Below are 19,056 nucleotides of genomic sequence, written 5' to 3' on the forward strand. Positions count from 1 at the left end.
CTGATCTGATCGATAATTTTTGAAGCACTACGTACGGAGAACAATTATGAAACGTGCATTTATTATGGTGCTGGACTCATTCGGCATCGGCGCAACCGAAGATGCAGAACGTTTTGGTGACGTGGGTTCCGATACCATGGGCCATATCGCGGAAGCCTGTGCAAAAGGCGAAGCGGACAACGGTCGTAAAGGCCCTCTGACTCTACCTAACCTGACCCGCCTCGGTCTGGTGAAAGCGCATGAAGGTTCTACCGGTAAAATCGCAGCCGGTATGGACGGCAACGCGGAAGTCGTGGGCGCCTACGCCTGGGCTCACGAGCTCTCCTCCGGTAAAGACACCCCATCTGGCCACTGGGAAATCGCCGGTGTGCCGGTGCTGTTCGACTGGGGTTACTTCTCCGATCACGAGAACAGCTTCCCGCAGGAGCTGCTCGATAAGCTGGTGAAGCGTGCCAACCTGCCGGGCTACCTCGGTAACTGCCACTCTTCCGGTACCGTGATTCTGGATCAGCTCGGCGAAGAGCACATGAAAACCGGCAAGCCGATTTTCTACACCTCTGCTGACTCCGTGTTCCAGATTGCGTGCCATGAAGAGACGTTTGGCCTGGATAAACTCTACGAGCTGTGCGAAATCGCCCGTGAAGAGCTGACCGAAGGCGGCTACAACATCGGCCGCGTGATCGCGCGTCCGTTTATCGGCGACAAAGCGGGTAACTTCCAGCGTACCGGTAACCGTCACGACCTGGCCGTTGAGCCACCGGCACCGACCGTACTGCAGAAGCTGGTTGAAGAGAAAGACGGCCACGTGGTTTCCGTGGGTAAAATCGCGGATATCTACGCCAACTGCGGCATCACCAAAAAAGTGAAAGCCACCGGTCTGGACGCGCTGTTTGATGCCACCATCAAAGAGATGAAAGAAGCGGGCGACAAGACTATCGTCTTCACCAACTTCGTGGACTTCGACTCCTCCTGGGGCCACCGTCGCGACGTTGCGGGCTATGCAGCGGGTCTTGAGCTGTTCGACCGCCGTCTGCCGGAGCTGATGGAGCTGGTAGGTGAAGATGACATTCTGATCCTGACCGCGGATCACGGCTGTGACCCAACCTGGACCGGTACCGACCACACCCGTGAGCACATTCCGGTGCTGGTGTATGGCCCGAAAGTGAAGCCGGGCTCGCTCGGTCACCGTGAAACCTTCGCGGACATCGGCCAGACCCTGGCGAAATATTTTGGTACGTCTGACATGGAATATGGCAAGGCCATGTTCTAAACGGATTGGGTGCGGCCTGATGCCCTCACCCCGACCCTCTCCCACAGGGAGAGAGAGAACAGAATATAGGCCGGGTCAGGCGTAGCCGCCACCCGGCAAAAACAACAATGTAAAAGGAACTGAAGATGGCAACTCCTCACATTAACGCAGAAATGGGTGATTTCGCTGACGTCGTATTGATGCCGGGCGACCCGCTGCGCGCGAAGCACATTGCAGAAACTTTCCTGGAAGACGTGCGTGAAGTGAACAACGTTCGCGGCATGCTGGGCTTCACCGGTACCTATAAAGGCCGCAAAATCTCCGTTATGGGCCACGGTATGGGTATCCCATCCTGCTCTATCTACACCAAAGAGCTGATTACCGACTTCGGCGTGAAGAAAATCATCCGCGTAGGCTCCTGCGGCGCGGTGCGCATGGACGTTAAGCTGCGCGACATCGTTATCGGTATGGGCGCCTGCACCGATTCCAAAGTTAACCGCATGCGTTTCAAAGACCATGACTTCGCGGCGATTGCTGACTTCGGCATGGTGCGTGACGCGGTTGACGCGGCAAAAGCGCTGGGCGTTGAAGCGCGCGTGGGTAACATCTTCTCTGCTGACCTGTTCTATGCCCCGGACGGCGGCGAGATGTTCGACGTGATGGAGAAATACGGCATCCTGGGCGTGGAAATGGAAGCGGCAGGTATCTACGGCGTCGCGGCTGAGTTTGGTGCGAAAGCGCTGACCATCTGCACCGTGTCTGACCACATCCGTACCCACGAGCAGACCACTGCTGCCGAGCGCCAGACTACCTTTAACGACATGATCAAAATCGCGCTGGAATCCGTTCTGCTGGGCGATAAAGAGTAATTCTGTCTCTTCCCTCCCTCTCCCACAGGGAGAGGGCCGGGGTGAGGGCACCAGACCGCACCTAGCGCACGGCCTGTGCAATCCACGCCGACAGCTCCCGCAGCTCTTTTTCCTGCTCCGGGAAATCTCCGATCAACGCGTCGCATTCCTGCTGCAGCATATCCGCCCTGTACAAACAGCCCTGCAAACGTGCCGCCAGTGCCTCTAATGGTGCCGGGTTCAGGCTATCGGTAAACACCTGCGTGCGGGTGATATGGCCTTTCTCCACGTCAAAATGCAGCTCCACGCCGCCCCAGGTAAAACGCTCATCAAGCAGATGGGAAAACGCAGGAGCCTGACCGAAGTTCCATTCCCAGCTGCTCTGGCGGGCGAAGGTTTCGGCGAAGTTGGGCAGGTCCGGGGTTTTGTCAGGGGAGATGACTTCTGCTTCCACGCGCTCGCCGTAATGTTCAAAGAACGCGTCACGGATCGCATCGCAAATCTGCTCGTGCGTAATTCCCGGCAGCAGTTCTACCAGATTTGCCACGCGGCCGCGCACGGAGGTAATTCCTTTGGCCTGGAGCTTTTTCTTATCCGGATTCAGGTAGTTCGCCAGACGGCTCAGATCGGCGTTCAGCAACAGGGTGCCGTGGTGGAACCCGCGATCCATCGTTTCGCGATAGGCGGAGCCGGAGACCTTCCGGTCGCCCTCGGGGGGTTTCACCACCAGATCGTTACGCCCGGACGCTTCCGCCGTCACGCCGAGTGAATTGAGCGCGTTGAGGACGATGGACGTTGAGATGGTTTTGTCGTATTCCGGTTTGCCCGCCATAAAGGTAAAGCAGGTATTGCCCAGATCGTGAAACACCGCGCCGCCGCCGCTGCTGCGGCGCGCGAGACGGACGTTGTCCTCTTCCATACGCCGCGTATTGCACTCTTTCCACGGGTTTTGCGCGCGGCCGATGACCACCGTATCGGCGTTCCGCCAGAGAAACAGTACGCGCTGGGTGGCGGGCATCTGGCGGAAGATGCACTCTTCTACCGCGAGATTAAACCAGGGATCGTAAGAGTCAGAGATAAGCAGGCGTAACGTCGTCATGGCAAAGTTCCTTTTCCGAATCGTTCGCCTACTTTATCACTAATCTTTCTTCTCGCTCTCTTCGTCTTCGGGGACGGAGTTGCTGGCGGTCAGCAGGAACGGGGATTGCTGCCAGCGCGAGCGCTTGCCGCGAAGCAGGGTGCGCGCCAGCACAACGCCGATGGCGAGTGAAAGCAGCAGCATCAGGCGCAGAATATTGGTGGTATTATCGACCTGTTTGGCTTCAGTAGGCAGGGTGTGGGTATCGAGGGTCAGGCGCAGATAGCCCAGTGGGCCATTCTTCCCCTGAATAGGTTCGACAATCTGCTGGTTAAAGTAGCCCCCGGCTTTTTTCCCGTCCAGCGCCAGCCTGTCGCGCACGTCGACGTGCTCGCCCGCGCGGGCAATCAGGTTGCCTTGCTCATCATAGACGCCGGCATCAAGAATGCGGCTATTCTCCGTGAGCAGGCGTAAAACCTGGCCTATCCGCTTCTCGTCCGGCGTTTCGGTACGCATGGACGGCGCGACGTTGAGCGTCACCTGGCGCGCCAGCGTGCGGGCCAGCTCTTCAAACTGCGGGTTGTGTTGCCGTTGATGGTTCTGGCTAAACCACGATGCCCCTTGCATCAGCACCACTAATAGTGCGAGACAGGAAAGGACAATCACGGCGCGATGGAGCCGGAATTTCAGTTTTGCGCGAGCCATATTCCACCTGCTGAAAATTTACGGCTTAATGTTGCCAGAAGTGATGGTTACAGGGTAGCCTCATGCGTTATTTTCCCTCTGCAACCTTCCGGCGCGAACGAAATTACAGGAGCTTTAATGCCGAACATTACCTGGTGTGACCTGCCAACGGATGTCTCTTTATGGCCAGGATTGCCGCTCTCTTTAAGTGGCGATGAGGTGATGCCTCTGGATTACCACGCCGGTCGTAGCGGCTGGCTCCTCTACGGACGCGGTCTGGATAAGCAACGCCTGACCCAGTATCAAAGCAAGCTGGGTGCGGCAATGGTCATCGTCGCCGCCTGGTGCGTGGAAGACTACCAGGTTATTCGCCTGGCGGGTTCCCTGACGCAGCGCGCAACGCGTCTGGCGCATGACGCCGGACTGGACGTCGCGCCGCTGGGCAAAATTCCACACCTGAAAACCCCGGGCCTGCTGGTCATGGACATGGACTCAACCGCCATTCAGATCGAGTGTATTGACGAGATTGCGAAGCTGGCGGGCAGCGGCGAGCTGGTGGCGGAAGTCACCGAACGTGCGATGCGCGGCGAGCTGGACTTCACCGCCAGCCTGCGCCAGCGCGTGGCGACCCTGAAAGGGGCCGATGCCAACATTCTGCGTCAGGTGCGCGACGTGCTGCCGCTGATGCCAGGGCTGACGCAGCTGGTGCTGAAGCTGCAGTCCCTCGGCTGGAAGGTGGCGATTGCTTCCGGTGGCTTCACCTTCTTCGCGGATTACCTGCGGGAAAAACTCCATCTGACCACCGTGGTGGCCAATGAGCTGGAGATCATGGACGGCAAGCTGACCGGCCAGGTGATCGGCGATATCGTTGATGCCCAGTACAAAGCCAATACGCTGACGCGTCTGGCGGAAAAATATGAAATTCCGGTCGTCCAGACCGTCGCCATTGGCGATGGCGCGAACGACCTGCCGATGATCAAAGCCGCCGGGCTGGGCATTGCCTACCATGCCAAGCCAAAAGTGAATGAAAAGACGGAAGTCACTATCCGTCACGCTGACCTGATGGGGGTGTTCTGCATTCTCTCCGGCAGCATTAATCAGAAATAACGGCCTGCTTTGTAGGCCGGGTAAGCGTAAGCGCCACCCGGCACGCAGGCCGCACAGAAATAACGAGGTAAACCGTGGCGAAAGCTCCAAAACGCGCATTTGTCTGTAATGAATGTGGTGCGGATTATCCGCGCTGGCAGGGGCAATGCAGCGCCTGTCATGCCTGGAACACCATCACCGAAGTGCGTGGTGTGGCGGCTTCGCCGAGCGTGGCGCGCAATGAGCGCCTGAGCGGCTATGCCGGTAACGCGGGCGTGGCGAAGGTGCAAAAACTTTCGGACATCAGCCTCGAAGAGCTGCCGCGCTTCTCCACCGGGTTCAAAGAGTTTGACCGCGTGCTCGGCGGCGGCGTGGTGCCGGGTAGCGCGATCCTGATCGGCGGTAACCCGGGCGCGGGTAAATCGACCCTGCTGCTGCAAACGCTCTGCAAGCTTGCCGAACAGATGAAAACCCTGTACGTCACGGGCGAAGAGTCTCTGCAGCAGGTGGCGATGCGCGCGCACCGTCTGGGCCTGCCGACCGGCAACCTGAACATGCTCTCCGAAACCAGCATCGAGCAGATCTGTATGATTGCCGAAGAAGAGCAGCCGAAGCTGATGGTGATCGACTCCATCCAGGTGATGCACATGGCGGACATTCAGTCCTCGCCGGGCAGCGTCGCGCAGGTGCGTGAAACCGCGGCTTACCTGACGCGCTTTGCCAAAACGCGAGGCGTGGCGATTGTGATGGTCGGCCACGTGACCAAAGACGGCTCGCTGGCCGGGCCGAAGGTGCTTGAACACTGTATCGACTGCTCCGTGATGCTCGACGGCGATGCGGATTCCCGTTTCCGTACCCTGCGCAGCCACAAGAACCGCTTTGGGGCGGTGAATGAACTGGGCGTGTTTGCCATGACCGAACAGGGGCTGCGCGAAGTCAGCAACCCGTCGGCCATCTTCCTGAGCCGCGGCGATGAGATCACCTCCGGCAGCTCGGTGATGGTGCTGTGGGAAGGGACGCGCCCGCTGCTTGTTGAAATTCAGGCGCTGGTGGACGTGTCGATGATGGGCAACCCGCGGCGCGTGGCGGTCGGTCTGGAACAGAACCGTCTGGCGATCCTGCTGGCGGTGCTGCACCGTCACGGCGGGCTGCAGATGGCGGATCAGGACGTCTTCGTTAACGTGGTCGGCGGCGTCAAAGTCACGGAGACCAGCGCAGACCTGGCGCTGCTGCTGGCGATGGTCTCCAGCCTGCGCGACAGGCCGCTGCCGCAGGACCTGGTGGTCTTCGGCGAAGTGGGCCTCGCCGGGGAAATCCGTCCGGTACCCAGCGGCCAGGAGCGTATCTCCGAGGCGGCAAAACACGGTTTCCGCCGGGCGATCGTTCCAGCCGCCAACGTGCCGAAAAAGATCCCGGAAGGGATGCAGGTATTTGGCGTGAAAAAACTCGCTGATGCGTTAAATGTCTTTGACGACTTATAATTACGTAAATTTGATTTTGCAGGAGGCACCGTAATTTATGTCATCATTTGACTACATCAAGACCGCAATCCGCCAGAAGGGCTGCACGCTGCAGCAGGTGGCGGACGCCAGCGGCATGACCAAAGGCTACCTGAGCCAGCTGCTGAACGCCAAAATCAAAAGCCCCAGCGCGCAGAAGCTGGAAGCGCTGCACCGCTTTCTGGGGCTGGAGTTCCCGCGTATGCAAAAGAACATCGGCGTGGTGTTCGGCAAGTTTTACCCCCTGCATACCGGACATATCTATCTGATCCAGCGCGCCTGTAGCCAGGTTGACGAGCTGCATATCATCATGGGCTACGACGAAACCCGTGACCGTCAGCTGTTTGAAGACAGCGCCATGTCGCAGCAGCCGACCGTGCCGGACCGCCTGCGCTGGCTGCTCCAGACCTTTAAGTACCAGAAAAATATTCGTATTCATGCCTTTAACGAAGAGGGCATGGAGCCGTATCCGCACGGCTGGGACGTGTGGAGCAACGGCATCAAAGCGTTTATGGAAGAGAAGGGCATTGCGCCTAACTGGATCTACACCTCTGAAGAGTCCGACGCGCCGCAGTTCCGCGAGCATCTGGGCATCGAGACGGTGCTGATCGACCCGAAACGCACCTTTATGAACATCAGCGGGGCGCAGATCCGCGAAAACCCGTTCCGCTACTGGGATTACATTCCGACCGAAGTGAAGCCGTTCTTTGTGCGTACCGTCGCGATCCTGGGCGGCGAGTCGAGCGGGAAATCGACGCTGGTCAACAAGCTGGCGAACATCTTCAATACCACCAGCGCGTGGGAGTACGGCCGCGATTATGTCTTCTCGCACCTTGGCGGCGACGAGATGGCGCTGCAATATTCCGATTACGACAAAATCGCGCTCGGTCATGCCCAGTACATTGATTTTGCGGTCAAATACGCCAACAAAGTGGCGTTTATCGATACCGATTTCGTGACCACACAGGCGTTCTGTAAAAAATATGAAGGGCGCGAGCACCCGTTCGTGCAGGCGCTGATTGACGAATACCGCTTTGACCTGGTGATCCTGCTGGAAAACAACACCCCGTGGGTGGCCGACGGCATGCGCAGCCTCGGCAGCTCCGTGGACAGGCGAGAGTTTCAGACCATGCTGGTGGAGATGCTCAACGAAAACAACGTTGAGTTTGTCCATGTGGAAGAGTCTGACTACGACTCCCGTTTCCTGCGCTGCGTCGAGCTGGTGAAGGAGATGATGGGGGAGCAGGGGTAAAAACTTACCCCTCACCCTAACCCTCTCCCACAGGGAGAGGGGACTTTAACCTCCCTCTCCCTGTGGGAGAGGGCCGGGGTGAGGGCATCAAGCCACTCAGAACTCAATCACCACTTTCCCACGCATATGTCCCTCCAGCACTTTACGGTGCGCCTCGGTAATGCTTTCCACGCTCAGCCCGTGCAGCGTTTCGCTGAGCGAACTTTCCACCACGCCGTTATCCACCAGTTTTGCCACCTCATTGAGGATCTCCCCCTGACGCGCCATATCAGCGGTCTGGTACATGCTGCGGGTGTACATAAACTCCCAGTGCAGGGCGGCGGATTTGGACTTCAGCTTGTCCTGGTTCAGCGGATGTTCATTTTCAACGATGGAACAGATATGCCCCTGCGGCGCAATCAGTTCGCTGACCGCATCCCAGTGCCCGTCGGTGTCGTTGAGGATGAAAATGTAATCCACAAAGGTGAGCCCCTGTTTCGCCAGCTCGCCTTTCAGATCGCGGTAGTTGACGACAATATCAGCCCCGCGATCGCGGCACCACCGGGCGGAATCTTCTCGTGAAGCCGTTGCGACGATCTTCACCTTGCTGTTGTGCTTCGCAAAGGGGATCGCCAGCGATCCCACGCCGCCAGCGCCGCCGATGATCAGCAGCGTTTTGTCTGCCCCGGCATCCTGAATGTTCAGGCGTTCAAACAGACCTTCCCACGCGGTGAGCGCGGTCAACGGCAGTGCAGCGGCAGCCGCCCAGCCGAGGCTGGCAGGCTTGTGGCCGACTATGCGTGCATCAATCAGCTGGTGCGTGGCGTTGCTGCCCGGGCGGGTGATGTCGCCCGCGTACCACACCTCGTCACCTGGTTTAAATCCAGTTACGCCAGCCCCCACCGCTTTGACGATCCCGCTGGCATCCCAGCCGAGAATGCGCGGCTCGTTCAGCCCGTTTTTAGCGATTCCTGCGTGGACTTTGGTATCGACCGGGTTAACGGAGACGGCCTTCACCTCTACCAGCAGATCGTGCTCGCCGGGCTGCGGCATTGGCGGGGTGATTTCAATGAAGGTGGACGGATTTTCTGGGTTAACGGCAATAGCTTTAACAGACATGGTGTGCTCCTCAATGGCATGCGTTTTGTTGAGGCTAGTCTATAAAGTGGCCAGCTGCGTGATAAGATGGACAATCAAGAACTCAGCGTTCGTACAGGATGAACAATCATGTTTAAACAGCTGCAGGATATGGCGCTGTTCGCGCTGGTAGCGGAGATGGGCAGCTTTACCGCGGCGGCGCAGAAGGCGGAATTGCCAAAATCAAGCGTTAGCCAGCGAATTAGCCAGCTGGAGCAGCAGGTGGGTATCCGCCTTCTGAACCGCACCACGCGCAGGATTAGCCTCACGTTTGCGGGCGAGCACTATCTGGTGCACTGTCGCGAGATGCTGGCGGCCAGCGAGCGGGCCGAGTACGCCATTCAGCGGCTGCGCGAAAATCCCAGCGGGCGGCTGCGGATCACCTGTCCGGCGGGAATTGGGGCGACGCTGCTGGCGCACATGAATGCCGAGTTTCAGCTTCGCTATCCTGACGTTTCGCTGGATGTGTCGATCTCTGATGACGTGGTGGATCTGGTCGAGGCCGGTTTTGACGTAGCGCTGCGTACCGGTAAGCCGCAGGACTCCTCCCTGATTGGCCGGATGATCGGGCACTGCCCGCGCTACATGCTGGCCTCACCGGACTATCTGGCGCGTCGGGATCCGCTGACGCATCCCCGTCAGCTGGTGGAGCACCGCTGTATCACGCACCGGGCGTGGTCGGAGTGGCTTCTGCGAAGCGAGAGCGAGGATTACCGCTATCTGCCGGATAACGCGCACATGACCGATAATCTGGTCTACGCCCGCGAGTGTGCGATTGCCGGTGCGGGGATCACGCTCTTACCCGCGTTTCTGCTGGAAGATAAAATTGAAAAAGGTGCGCTGGTTCAGGTGCTGCCGGAGTGGAATGTTGAAGGTAACGATCTGTGGCTGGCCTACCCAAGCCGCAAGCTGAATTCGCCTGCGCTGATGAGCTATATCGAGTTTGCGATGCAGTTTGACGAGGTGAAGCGGTATTACGTGGGTGGGTGATTTTGTGCGGCCTGATGCCCTCACCCTGGCCCTCTCCCACGGGGAGAGGGTACAAACATAAAAAACGGCAACCGAGGTTGCCGTTTTGCTTTTATTTCGCAATACGCTTGTACTTAATACGCTTCGGCTCCAGCGCGTCGGCGCCCAGCGTGCGTTTCTTGTACTCTTCGTATTCGGTGAAGTTACCTTCGAAGAACTCCACTTTACCTTCGTCCTGATAGTCCAGGATGTGGGTCGCGATACGGTCCAGGAACCAGCGGTCGTGCGAGATAACCATCGCACAGCCCGGGAACTCCAGCAGGGCGTTTTCCAGCGCGCGCAGGGTTTCGATATCCAGGTCGTTTGTTGGTTCATCGAGCAGCAGAACGTTACCGCCCACCTGCAGCAGCTTCGCCAGGTGCAGACGACCGCGCTCGCCGCCGGACAGTTCGCCCACGCGTTTGCCCTGGTCGGTGCCTTTGAAGTTAAAGCGGCCAACATAGGCGCGGCTTGGCATCTCGGTGTTGCCGATACGCATGATATCCAGACCGCCGGAGACTTCTTCCCACACGGTTTTGCTGTTGTCCATCGCGTCACGGAACTGGTCAACGGAGGCCAGCTTCACGGTTTCACCCAGGGTGATAGAGCCGCTGTCAGGCTGTTCCTGACCGGACATCATGCGGAACAGGGTCGATTTACCCGCGCCGTTCGGACCGATGATACCAACGATAGCGCCTTTCGGTACGGAGAAGGTCAGGTCGTCGATCAGCAGACGGTCGCCGTAGGACTTACGCAGGTTGGTCACTTCAACCACTTTATCCCCCAGACGTGCTCCAGGTGGAATAAACAGTTCGTTGGTTTCGTTACGTTTCTGGTATTCGGTGTTGTTCAGCTCTTCGAAGCGTGCCAGACGGGCTTTGCCCTTAGACTGACGGCCTTTCGCGCCCTGACGAACCCACTCCAGCTCTTTCTCGATAGACTTACGACGCGCCGCTTCCTGAGAAGCTTCCTGCGCCAGACGCTGATCTTTCTGCTCCAGCCAGGAGGAGTAGTTGCCTTCCCACGGAATACCTTCGCCGCGGTCCAGCTCCAGGATCCAGCCAGCGACGTTGTCGAGGAAGTAACGGTCGTGGGTAATCGCCACAACGGTGCCTTCGAAGTCGTGCAGGAAGCGTTCCAGCCACGCCACGGATTCTGCGTCCAGGTGGTTAGTCGGTTCGTCGAGCAGCAGCATGTCTGGTTTTTCCAGCAGCAGGCGGCACAGCGCCACGCGGCGGCGTTCACCCCCGGAGAGGTTCGCGATTTTCGCATCCCAGTCCGGCAGACGCAGGGCATCAGCCGCGCGCTCCAGCTGCACGTTCAGGTTGTGACCGTCGTGCGCCTGGATGATCTCTTCATACTTGCCCTGCTGCGCGGCCAGCTTGTCGAAGTCCGCATCCGGCTCAGCGTATTTGGCATACACTTCATCCAGACCTTTCAGCGCGTTAACCACTTCGGATACCGCTTCTTCAACGGATTCGCGAACGGTGTGTTCCGGGTTCAGCTGAGGTTCCTGCGGCAGGTAACCAATCTTGATGCCAGGCTGCGGACGGGCTTCACCTTCGATGTCTGTATCAATGCCGGCCATGATGCGCAGCAGGGTGGACTTACCGGCACCGTTGAGACCCAGAACACCGATTTTTGCGCCCGGGAAGAAGCTCAGCGAGATATTTTTAAGAATATGACGTTTCGGCGGGACAACTTTGCCGACACGATGCATGGTATAAACGAATTGAGCCACGTTGGACTTCGCCTCTTTTATCGTAATGAGAAGGAATTTCAGCCTCGAAGTGTAGCCTTTTTCACGTCCTAATCCCAGCCAGGAACGTCGGGAGTGTTAAAACGCGCAAGAAAGGTAAAAAAGTGTCCATGACGTGGCGCGTTGAAGGATGCCTGGTTAGCATAAGTTAATTAGACTTTGACGTGGCAAGACGCTGCAATTGACGAAAAAACAATGAGGAAGAGCTTGTGGAAAAAGCCAAACGGGTGGTCTGGCGTCTGCTGGCTGCCAGCGTATGCGTAATGGCGGTAAGCCAGGCGGTGCATGCCGATTCACTGGATGAACAACGTAACCGCTACGCCCAGATTAAACAGGCGTGGGACAACAAGCAGATGGATACCGTGCAGGCGCTGATGCCGACGCTAAAGGATTATCCGCTGTATCCGTATCTGGAGTATCGCCAGATAACCGACGATCTGATGAACCAGCCTACCGTCACCGTGAATAACTTCATTCAGGCGAACCCAACCCTGCCGCCAGCCCGAAATCTGCAGTCTCGCTTTGTGAATGAGCTGGCGCGTCGCGAAGACTGGCGCGGACTGCTGGCGTTTAGCCCTGAAAAGCCGAACGCCACCGAAGCGCAGTGTAACTATTACTACGCAAAATGGGCGACCGGCCAGCAGGAAGAGGCCTGGGCCGGAGCGAAAGAGCTCTGGCTGACCGGAAAAAACCAGCCGAACGCCTGTGATTCCCTGTTTAGCGCGTGGCGTGCTTCCGGCAAGCAGGATCCGCTCTCCTACCTTGAACGCATCCGTCTGGCGATGAAAGCCGGTAACACGCGTCTGGTGACCACGCTGGCGGGGCAGATGCCGTCCGATTACCAGACGATCTCCACGGCGGTTATCTCGCTGGCTAACGATCCAAACAGCGTCCTGACCTTTGCCCGCAGTACGGGCGCGACCGATTTTACCCGCCAGATGGCGGCGGTGGCCTTTGCCAGCGTGGCGCGTGACGATGTCGAAAACGCGCGGCTGATGATCCCGCAGCTGGTGCAGGCGCAGCAGCTTAATGAGGAGCAAACCCAGGAGCTGCGCGACATCGTGGCGTGGCGACTGATGGGCACCGATGTGACCGATGAACAGGCGCGCTGGCGTGACGATGCCATTATGCGTTCGAACTCCACGTCGCTGGTGGAACGCCGTGTGCGCATGGCGCTGGGCACGGGCGATCGTCGTGGGCTCAATACCTGGCTCGCGCGGTTGCCCATGGAGGCCAAAGAGAAAGACGAATGGCGCTACTGGCAGGCCGATCTGCTGATGGAGCGCGGTCGTGATGATGAGGCCAAAGAGATCCTCCATTCGCTGATGCAGCAGCGCGGATTTTACCCAATGGCTGCCGCGCAGCGTCTGGGTGAGGAATACACCTTCCGTATAGATAAAGCACCTGCCAACGCGAACCCGGCGCTGACGCAGGGGCCAGAAATGGCGCGCGTTCGCGAGCTGATGTACTGGAATATGGATAACACCGCGCGCAGCGAGTGGGCGAATTTGGTGACCAGCCGCACCACCGATGAGAAAGCCCAGCTTGCCCGCTATGCGTTTGATAATCACTGGTGGGATCTCAGCGTGCAGGCGACGATCGCCGGCAAGCTTTGGGATCATCTGGAAGAGCGTTTCCCGCTGGCGTACAAAGATCTGTTCGATCGCTACACCAGCGGCAAAGATATCCCGCAAAGCTACGCGATGGCGATTGCCCGTCAGGAGAGCGCGTGGAACCCGAAAGTCCGTTCCCCGGTGGGCGCCAGCGGCCTGATGCAGATTATGCCGGGCACGGCGACGCACACGGTGAAGATGTTTAATATTCCTGGCTACAGCAGTCCGTCGCAGCTTCTGGATCCGGATACCAACATCAACATCGGTACCAGCTATCTCCAGTACGTGTATCAGCAGTTCGGCAATAACCGCATCTTCTCTTCGGCGGCGTATAACGCAGGTCCTGGGCGCGTGCGCACCTGGCTCGGCAACAGCGCCGGACGCATCGACGCCGTAGCGTTTGTGGAGAGCATTCCGTTCTCGGAAACGCGCGGCTACGTGAAGAACGTGCTGGCCTATGACGCTTACTATCGCTACTTCATGGGGCAGAAAGATACCCTGATGAGCGATGCCGAGTGGCAGAGACGTTACTGATCGGCGTGGGTTGTGTTATGCTGTACTCGCTAAAGAGTACAAGAGGCAGCATAACATGACCCAGCATTCCCCGTATTCCTCGGCAATGGCCGAACAACGTCATCTGGAGTGGCTTCGTTTTGTGGAGCTGCTGCGTCACTCTTACGAACAGGATCTGCATTTACCCCTTATGCAGCTGATGCTCACGCCGGACGAGCGTGAGGCGCTGGGCACCCGCGTGCGGATCATTGAAGAGTTGCTGCGCGGAGAGATGAGCCAGCGCGAGTTGAAAAATGAGCTCGGCGCGGGTATTGCAACGATCACCCGAGGCTCGAACAGCCTGAAGTCGGCCCCGGTTGAGCTGCGCCAGTGGCTGGAAGCGGTATTGCTGAAAGACGCCGGATGACGGCTTTGCCTTATCCGGCCAAAAAAACTTACCGATAAATCGCATTATGGAACGGGCTTAAGGCCAGAATCACGGCCTGATGATAAACGCCTGAACGCGTCAGCGCGCCTGCGGTAAAGACGCCAATCGCCCCTTCTTTACGGCCAATCTCATCGATGCCGGTGTACTGCGACATCACCGGCCCGAGCGCTTCACCCGCACGGACTTTTTCCAGAATGATCTCCGGCAGCGGCAGGGTGGCCGAACGTGCTTCACCGCGCTGCTCGCGGCTTTCGATGACCACCCAGCTAAAGGTTGCGCCTTCGTCGATACCTGCTTCAATCGCTACCCAAAAGTCAGCATTCGGTGCCGCGGCCTTAGCGTTTGCCACGCGATTTCGTGCGCCAGCGCGCGTTTCCTCGCTGCCAAACGGCTGTTCAGGTACGCCACTCTCGACGCCGATGGCCTCAATATGGCAGGATCCTGCGCCGAAGATCTCGTCAAATGCCCTTAGAATTGCCTGAATTTTGGCAGGATTAGTGGTAGCAGAGACAACATGGTGCATAATTAAGCTCGATTCAAAAAAAACTCATCGCAGTATAACGGAAAAAAAGCATGTTACAGGTATACCTTGTTCGCCACGGTGAAACGCAGTGGAACGCCGAGCGACGTATTCAAGGCCAGTCAGACAGTCCTCTCACTGAGAAGGGTGTGCAGCAAGCGTGGCAGGTGGCGGAACGCGCCAGAACGCTGGGCATTACCCACGTGATCACCAGCGATTTAGGTCGCACACAGCAGACGGCGCGCATCATCGCAGATGCCTGCGGCTGTGACGTCATGCTGGAGCCGCGCCTGCGCGAGCTGGATATGGGCGTGCTGGAGAAACGCCATATCGATACGCTGACGGAAGCGGAGGAGGGCTGGCGCCGCACGCTGGTGAACGGTACCGAAGATGGCCGCATTCCTGAAGGCGAATCCATGCAGGAGCTTAGCGTACGCATGCATGCCGCCCTGGCGGAGTGCCTGAAGCTGCCGGCGGGAAGCCGTCCGCTGCTGGTGAGTCACGGGATTGCGTTGGGTTGCCTGGTGAGCACCATTCTGGGGTTACCGGCTTACGCTGAGCGCCGTTTGCGCCTGCGCAACTGCTCCATTTCCCGGATTGATTATCAGGAAAGCGCGTGGCTGGCGTCGGGCTGGGTAGTAGAGATGGCAGGGGACATTTCGCATCTTGATGCCCCTGCGCTTGACGAACTGCAGCGTTAACGACGTATCGGAATCAAGAATTCCATACGCAGATTGATTGGGCCTTCTTCCGGTTTGGCATCCTGCGCCGGGTAGTAGCGCTCAATGTCCTGACCTTTACGGCGATTCAGATTCAGCATCGGCATGCAGGTTCCGTAAACGGTCAGGATAAACTCCTGAACCCCCGTTCCCAGCCCTTCATAGGCGAATATCACGTATTCGCCGCCTTCCAGCACGACTGGCTTCGAACCCTGAATATACCCATTGGCCATCTCTGGCGTCAGCGCGGTGGTGTAGAACACCTCCTGCTCGTCGTCTTTTTCCTGGCTTGGGTGCGTTTCGTTGAGGCCATACAGGATTGGCGGGATCGTCGGTGCGTGGCTCAGGAAGTCGCGCCAGAACTGGACGCGCATCTGATGACGGAACTCTGAAATCTGCTCCAGGGAGCACGAGTAACTCTGTGTCGTGCCGATCAGATGGGTTTCAGGCAACGTGACAATTTCGTATTTTGGCATCGCGAACTCGCCCAGACGCAGCGGCGGACGCATGCCAAACGAGCTCCAGTCAGGCGAGCGACGATAAAGCGCTGGCGTCAACGAGAACTGTTTTTTGAAGGCGCGGGTGAAGGTCTGCTGTGAATCGAAACGATATTGCAGGGCAATATCCAGAATAGGCCGTGCGGTCAGGCGCAATGCCACAGCAGATTTTGATAAACGACGTGCGCGAATATAGGCCCCGATAGCATGACCGGTGACATCCTTGAACATCCTTTGCAGATGCCACTTGGAATAGCCTGCTTTAGCCGCCACATTATCCAGTGACAAAGGCTGGTCGAGATGACCTTCCAGCCAGGTGAGCAGGTCGCGAATAATTCCAGCCTGATCCATATACTATCCTCATCCTTAAAACAGCAGGTGCCTGATAACAGGTTAGCGGATAATAGCATTTTTTGATGTTTTAGCATTCAGTGTTTTTTTTGCGCATTCATGCTTTTTAGAGCACATTACAGGCAGATATATTCTAATCCCGTGATCTTGCTACATTTTTGTCTAAAGCGTTGAATAATCGCTCAGTGTAATTTTAAAGAATGGTAACAATATGAAATACAAGACTTTGATCTTCACCGCGTTGATGCTGATGGTTGGGCGCGTGGCGCAGGCAGAACAGATTGGCTCCGTCGATACCGTGTTCAAAATGTTCGGCCCGGACCACAAAATCGTGGTGGAGGCGTTTGACGATCCGGACGTGAAAAACGTCACCTGCTACGTCAGCCGCGCGAAAACCGGCGGTATCAAAGGCGGGCTGGGACTGGCGGAAGATACCTCCGATGCGGCGATTTCCTGTCAGCAGGTGGGGCCGGTTGAGTTGAGCGATAAAATTAAAAACGGCAAAGCGCAGGGCGACGTGGTGTTCCAGAAACGGACCTCACTGGTGTTCAAAAAGCTGCAGGTGGTGCGTTTCTATGATGCCAAACGCAACACCCTGGCTTACCTTGCCTACTCTGACAAAGTGGTGGAAGGCTCGCCGAAAAACGCGATCAGCGCGGTGCCGATTATGCCGTGGCATTAATTCAGGGATGAACTATGCAACAACCTGTGGTCTGGCTGGTTGAAGACGAAACCAGTATCGCCGATACGCTGATCTACATGCTTCAGCAGGAAGGATTCGCGGTAAAGGCGTTTGAACGCGGTTTACCCGTGCTGGAGGAGGCGCGGCGGCAGGCTCCGGCGCTCGCCATTCTGGACGTCGGGCTGCCGGACATCAGTGGATTTGAGCTTTGCCGCCAGCTGCTGGCGCAGCATCCCTCACTGCCCGTGCTGTTTCTGACGGCGCGCAGTGATGAGGTAGACAAGCTGCTTGGCCTGGAAATGGGGGCTGATGACTACGTTGCGAAACCTTTCTCCCCTCGTGAAGTCTGCGCCCGGGTGCGGACGATTTTACGGCGCATGCAGAAATCCGTCGCACCATCAGAAACGTTGCGTATCGGGCAGTTTGAACTGAACGAGCCTGCCGCGCGAATTAGCTGGTGCGGTGAAGCACTGCCCCTGACCCGCTATGAATTCTTGCTGCTCAAAACCTTGTTGCAGGCCCCCGGGCGGGTCTTTTCTCGTCAGCAGCTCATGGACAAGGTGTGGGGTGAAGACGGCGACAGTTTCGACCGTACCGTGGACACCCACATCAAAACCCTGCGCGCCAAGCTGCGGGCGGTGAACGAGGAACTGTCACCCATCAGCACCCATCGCGGTATGGGCTATAGCCTGGGGCTGTATTAATGCGCATTGGGATGCGTCTGCTGCTGGGGTATTTCCTGATCGTGGCCATCGCCGCGTGGTTCGTGCTGTCGATCTTTGTTCAGGAAGTAAAACCCGGCGTGCGCAGGGCAACCGAGGGCACGTTAATCGATACCGCGACCCTGCTGGCTGAAATTGGGCGTGATGATTTGCTTTCGGGCCATGCGCAGCAGGGTAAACTGGCGCAGGCCTTTTCTCAGCTTCATCAGCGCCCCTTCCGCGCCAATATCGGCGGGATTCATAAAGTGCGTAACGAGTACCACGTCTACATGACCGATGCGCAGGGTCGCGTCGTGTTTGATTCCGCCGGTCTGGCCGTGGGGCAAGATTACTCGCGCTGGAACGACGTCTGGCTGACGCTTCGGGGCGAATACGGCGCGCGCAGTACGCAAAGCCATCCCGACGATCCGGAAAGCACGGTGATGTATGTTGCCGCGCCAGTTGTGGAGCAGGACAAGATTATCGGCGTGGTGTCGGTCGGGAAACCTAACAGCGCGATGGCACCGGTTATCCATCGCAGCGAGCGGCGGATCCTGTGGGCAGGCGGGGCGCTGCTCGGCATTGCCCTGCTGATTGGCCTCGTTGTGGCGTGGTGGATCAATCGATCTATCGCGACGTTATCGCGCTATGCCGACTCGGTGACCACGGATACGCCTCTCCCGCTGCCTAATCCTGGCAGTAGCGAACTGCACAAGCTGGCATTGGCGCTGGAGAGTATGCGCATTCGCCTGGAAGGGAAAAACTACATTGAACACTATGTCCATGCGCTGACCCACGAGCTGAAAAGCCCCATCGCCGCCATACGCGGCGCGGCGGAAATTCTCTCCGAGCAGCCGCCGCCGCAGGTGGCCGCGCGGTTTATCGATAATATTCTGGTGCAAAACGCGCGTATGCAGTCGCTGGTTGAAAAACTGCTCACTCAGTCGCGTCTTGAAAATCGGGTCGAAATTACGCCTCAGATCGTCCGTGTCGACCTGCTGTTTACGCGTCTTGCCGACGCGCGCTCGGCGCTGTTGGCAGCAAAAGAGATTGTACTGACCCTTCAGCCCGCTTCGATTCATGTTGAAGGCGATCCCGACCTTCTCGAACAGGCACTCGGTAATTTACTGGATAACGCTATCGATTTTACGCCGCAGGGCGGCGCCATTGAACTGGCGGCCCGGGAAGTGCAGGGGCAGATACAGCTGATCGTCACCGACAGCGGAAGCGGGATCCCGGATTACGCGCTGGATCGTATTTTTGAGCGCTTTTATTCTCTGCCGCGGGAGAACGGATTGAAGAGCAGCGGGCTCGGGCTGGCGTTTGTTCAGGAGGTGGCGCGTCTGCATCAGGGAGAGATTATATTGCGTAATCGTGATGAAGGTGGCGTGATGGCCACGCTGATACTTCACCGTCCCTTCACATAACTTCAAACTAACCCCACACGGCCTGGT

The 19,056-nt window shown here is 57.7% G+C and carries 18 protein-coding genes; 12 read left to right on the forward strand and 6 right to left on the reverse strand.

Going from position 1 to position 19,056, the window contains the following annotated elements; translation table 11 throughout:
* The first annotated feature begins 46 nt into the window (after positions 1 to 46).
* Positions 47 to 1,270 (forward strand): phosphopentomutase, encoded by a 1,224-nt coding sequence (gene deoB, locus HB664_RS06395; RefSeq protein WP_033144579.1) that lies wholly within the window; start codon positions 47 to 49, stop codon positions 1,268 to 1,270.
* A gap of 125 nt (positions 1,271 to 1,395) precedes the next feature.
* Positions 1,396 to 2,118 (forward strand): purine-nucleoside phosphorylase, encoded by a 723-nt coding sequence (gene deoD, locus HB664_RS06400; protein WP_010427122.1) that lies wholly within the window; start codon positions 1,396 to 1,398, stop codon positions 2,116 to 2,118.
* 61 nt (positions 2,119 to 2,179) lie between these two features.
* Here the strand turns inward: deoD and lplA are convergent, their stop codons facing one another.
* Together lplA and HB664_RS06410 are read right to left on the reverse strand one after the other, a co-directional pair.
* Positions 2,180 to 3,196: a lipoate--protein ligase LplA gene (gene lplA, locus HB664_RS06405; RefSeq protein WP_219940507.1), complete on the reverse strand. Its 1,017-nt coding sequence runs from the start codon at positions 3,194 to 3,196 to the stop codon at positions 2,180 to 2,182.
* 39 nt (positions 3,197 to 3,235) lie between these two features.
* Positions 3,236 to 3,880, reverse strand: coding sequence for a YtjB family periplasmic protein (locus tag HB664_RS06410; protein WP_219940508.1), 645 nt, complete (start codon positions 3,878 to 3,880; stop codon positions 3,236 to 3,238).
* A gap of 117 nt (positions 3,881 to 3,997) precedes the next feature.
* Between HB664_RS06410 and serB the strand changes: the two genes are divergently transcribed.
* From serB to nadR, 3 genes are all read left to right on the forward strand, one after another.
* Positions 3,998 to 4,966: a phosphoserine phosphatase gene (gene serB, locus HB664_RS06415; RefSeq protein WP_023310325.1), complete on the forward strand. Its 969-nt coding sequence runs from the start codon at positions 3,998 to 4,000 to the stop codon at positions 4,964 to 4,966.
* A 74-nt stretch (positions 4,967 to 5,040) separates the two neighbouring features.
* Complete coding sequence (gene radA, locus HB664_RS06420; RefSeq protein WP_014068810.1) at positions 5,041 to 6,426, forward strand: DNA repair protein RadA; 1,386 nt, start codon at positions 5,041 to 5,043, stop codon at positions 6,424 to 6,426.
* A gap of 37 nt (positions 6,427 to 6,463) precedes the next feature.
* Complete coding sequence (nadR, locus tag HB664_RS06425; RefSeq protein ID WP_015572616.1) at positions 6,464 to 7,696, forward strand: multifunctional transcriptional regulator/nicotinamide-nucleotide adenylyltransferase/ribosylnicotinamide kinase NadR; 1,233 nt, start codon at positions 6,464 to 6,466, stop codon at positions 7,694 to 7,696.
* A gap of 96 nt (positions 7,697 to 7,792) precedes the next feature.
* Here the strand turns inward: nadR and HB664_RS06430 are convergent, their stop codons facing one another.
* Positions 7,793 to 8,794, reverse strand: a complete 1,002-nt coding sequence (locus tag HB664_RS06430; protein WP_213787700.1) for a zinc-binding alcohol dehydrogenase family protein — start codon at positions 8,792 to 8,794, stop codon at positions 7,793 to 7,795.
* Positions 8,795 to 8,902: 108 nt separating this feature from the next.
* Between HB664_RS06430 and HB664_RS06435 the strand changes: the two genes are divergently transcribed.
* Positions 8,903 to 9,802: a LysR family transcriptional regulator gene (locus tag HB664_RS06435; protein ID WP_211438465.1), complete on the forward strand. Its 900-nt coding sequence runs from the start codon at positions 8,903 to 8,905 to the stop codon at positions 9,800 to 9,802.
* Positions 9,803 to 9,893: 91 nt separating this feature from the next.
* On the opposite strand, the gene ettA is transcribed toward HB664_RS06435, so the two are convergent.
* On the reverse strand, positions 9,894 to 11,561 hold the full coding sequence (ettA, locus tag HB664_RS06440) for an energy-dependent translational throttle protein EttA (protein WP_006810191.1): 1,668 nt from the start codon (positions 11,559 to 11,561) through the stop codon (positions 9,894 to 9,896).
* A 227-nt stretch (positions 11,562 to 11,788) separates the two neighbouring features.
* Between ettA and sltY the strand changes: the two genes are divergently transcribed.
* Positions 11,789 to 13,726, forward strand: coding sequence for a murein transglycosylase (gene sltY, locus HB664_RS06445; protein WP_048975080.1), 1,938 nt, complete (start codon positions 11,789 to 11,791; stop codon positions 13,724 to 13,726).
* Positions 13,727 to 13,781: 55 nt separating this feature from the next.
* Positions 13,782 to 14,111: a trp operon repressor gene (trpR, locus tag HB664_RS06450; protein WP_219940509.1), complete on the forward strand. Its 330-nt coding sequence runs from the start codon at positions 13,782 to 13,784 to the stop codon at positions 14,109 to 14,111.
* A 28-nt stretch (positions 14,112 to 14,139) separates the two neighbouring features.
* Here trpR and yjjX read toward each other — a convergent pair whose 3' ends face one another.
* A complete protein-coding gene (yjjX, locus tag HB664_RS06455) occupies positions 14,140 to 14,655 on the reverse strand; it encodes an inosine/xanthosine triphosphatase (RefSeq protein WP_023334447.1) in 516 nt (171 codons plus the stop codon).
* Positions 14,656 to 14,705: 50 nt separating this feature from the next.
* Here yjjX and gpmB point away from each other — a divergent pair, with 50 nt between their 5' ends.
* A complete protein-coding gene (gene gpmB / locus HB664_RS06460; RefSeq protein WP_023310332.1) occupies positions 14,706 to 15,353 on the forward strand; it encodes a 2,3-diphosphoglycerate-dependent phosphoglycerate mutase GpmB in 648 nt (215 codons plus the stop codon).
* Here gpmB and robA read toward each other — a convergent pair.
* Positions 15,350 to 16,219 (reverse strand): MDR efflux pump AcrAB transcriptional activator RobA, encoded by an 870-nt coding sequence (gene robA / locus HB664_RS06465; RefSeq protein WP_219940510.1) that lies wholly within the window; start codon positions 16,217 to 16,219, stop codon positions 15,350 to 15,352. The genes gpmB and robA overlap by 4 nt on opposite strands.
* A gap of 211 nt (positions 16,220 to 16,430) precedes the next feature.
* On the opposite strand from robA, the gene creA reads away from it, so the two are divergent.
* Genes creA through creC form a run of 3 tightly spaced genes read left to right on the forward strand, consistent with a single transcriptional unit; the run spans position 16,431 to position 19,029 of the window.
* Entirely contained in the window at positions 16,431 to 16,901 is a 471-nt protein-coding gene (gene creA, locus HB664_RS06470; RefSeq protein ID WP_023334448.1) for a protein CreA, read from the forward strand.
* 14 nt (positions 16,902 to 16,915) lie between these two features.
* Positions 16,916 to 17,605: a two-component system response regulator CreB gene (gene creB / locus HB664_RS06475; RefSeq protein WP_112778041.1), complete on the forward strand. Its 690-nt coding sequence runs from the start codon at positions 16,916 to 16,918 to the stop codon at positions 17,603 to 17,605.
* Positions 17,605 to 19,029, forward strand: a complete 1,425-nt coding sequence (gene creC / locus HB664_RS06480) for a two-component system sensor histidine kinase CreC (RefSeq protein ID WP_219940511.1) — start codon at positions 17,605 to 17,607, stop codon at positions 19,027 to 19,029. The genes creB and creC overlap by 1 nt, the downstream gene beginning before the upstream one ends.
* Positions 19,030 to 19,056: the final 27 nt, after the last annotated feature.

It is taken from the genome of Enterobacter sp. DNB-S2 (assembly GCF_019443845.1).
In the GTDB taxonomy this organism is placed as follows: Bacteria; Pseudomonadota; Gammaproteobacteria; order Enterobacterales; family Enterobacteriaceae; genus Enterobacter; species Enterobacter asburiae_B.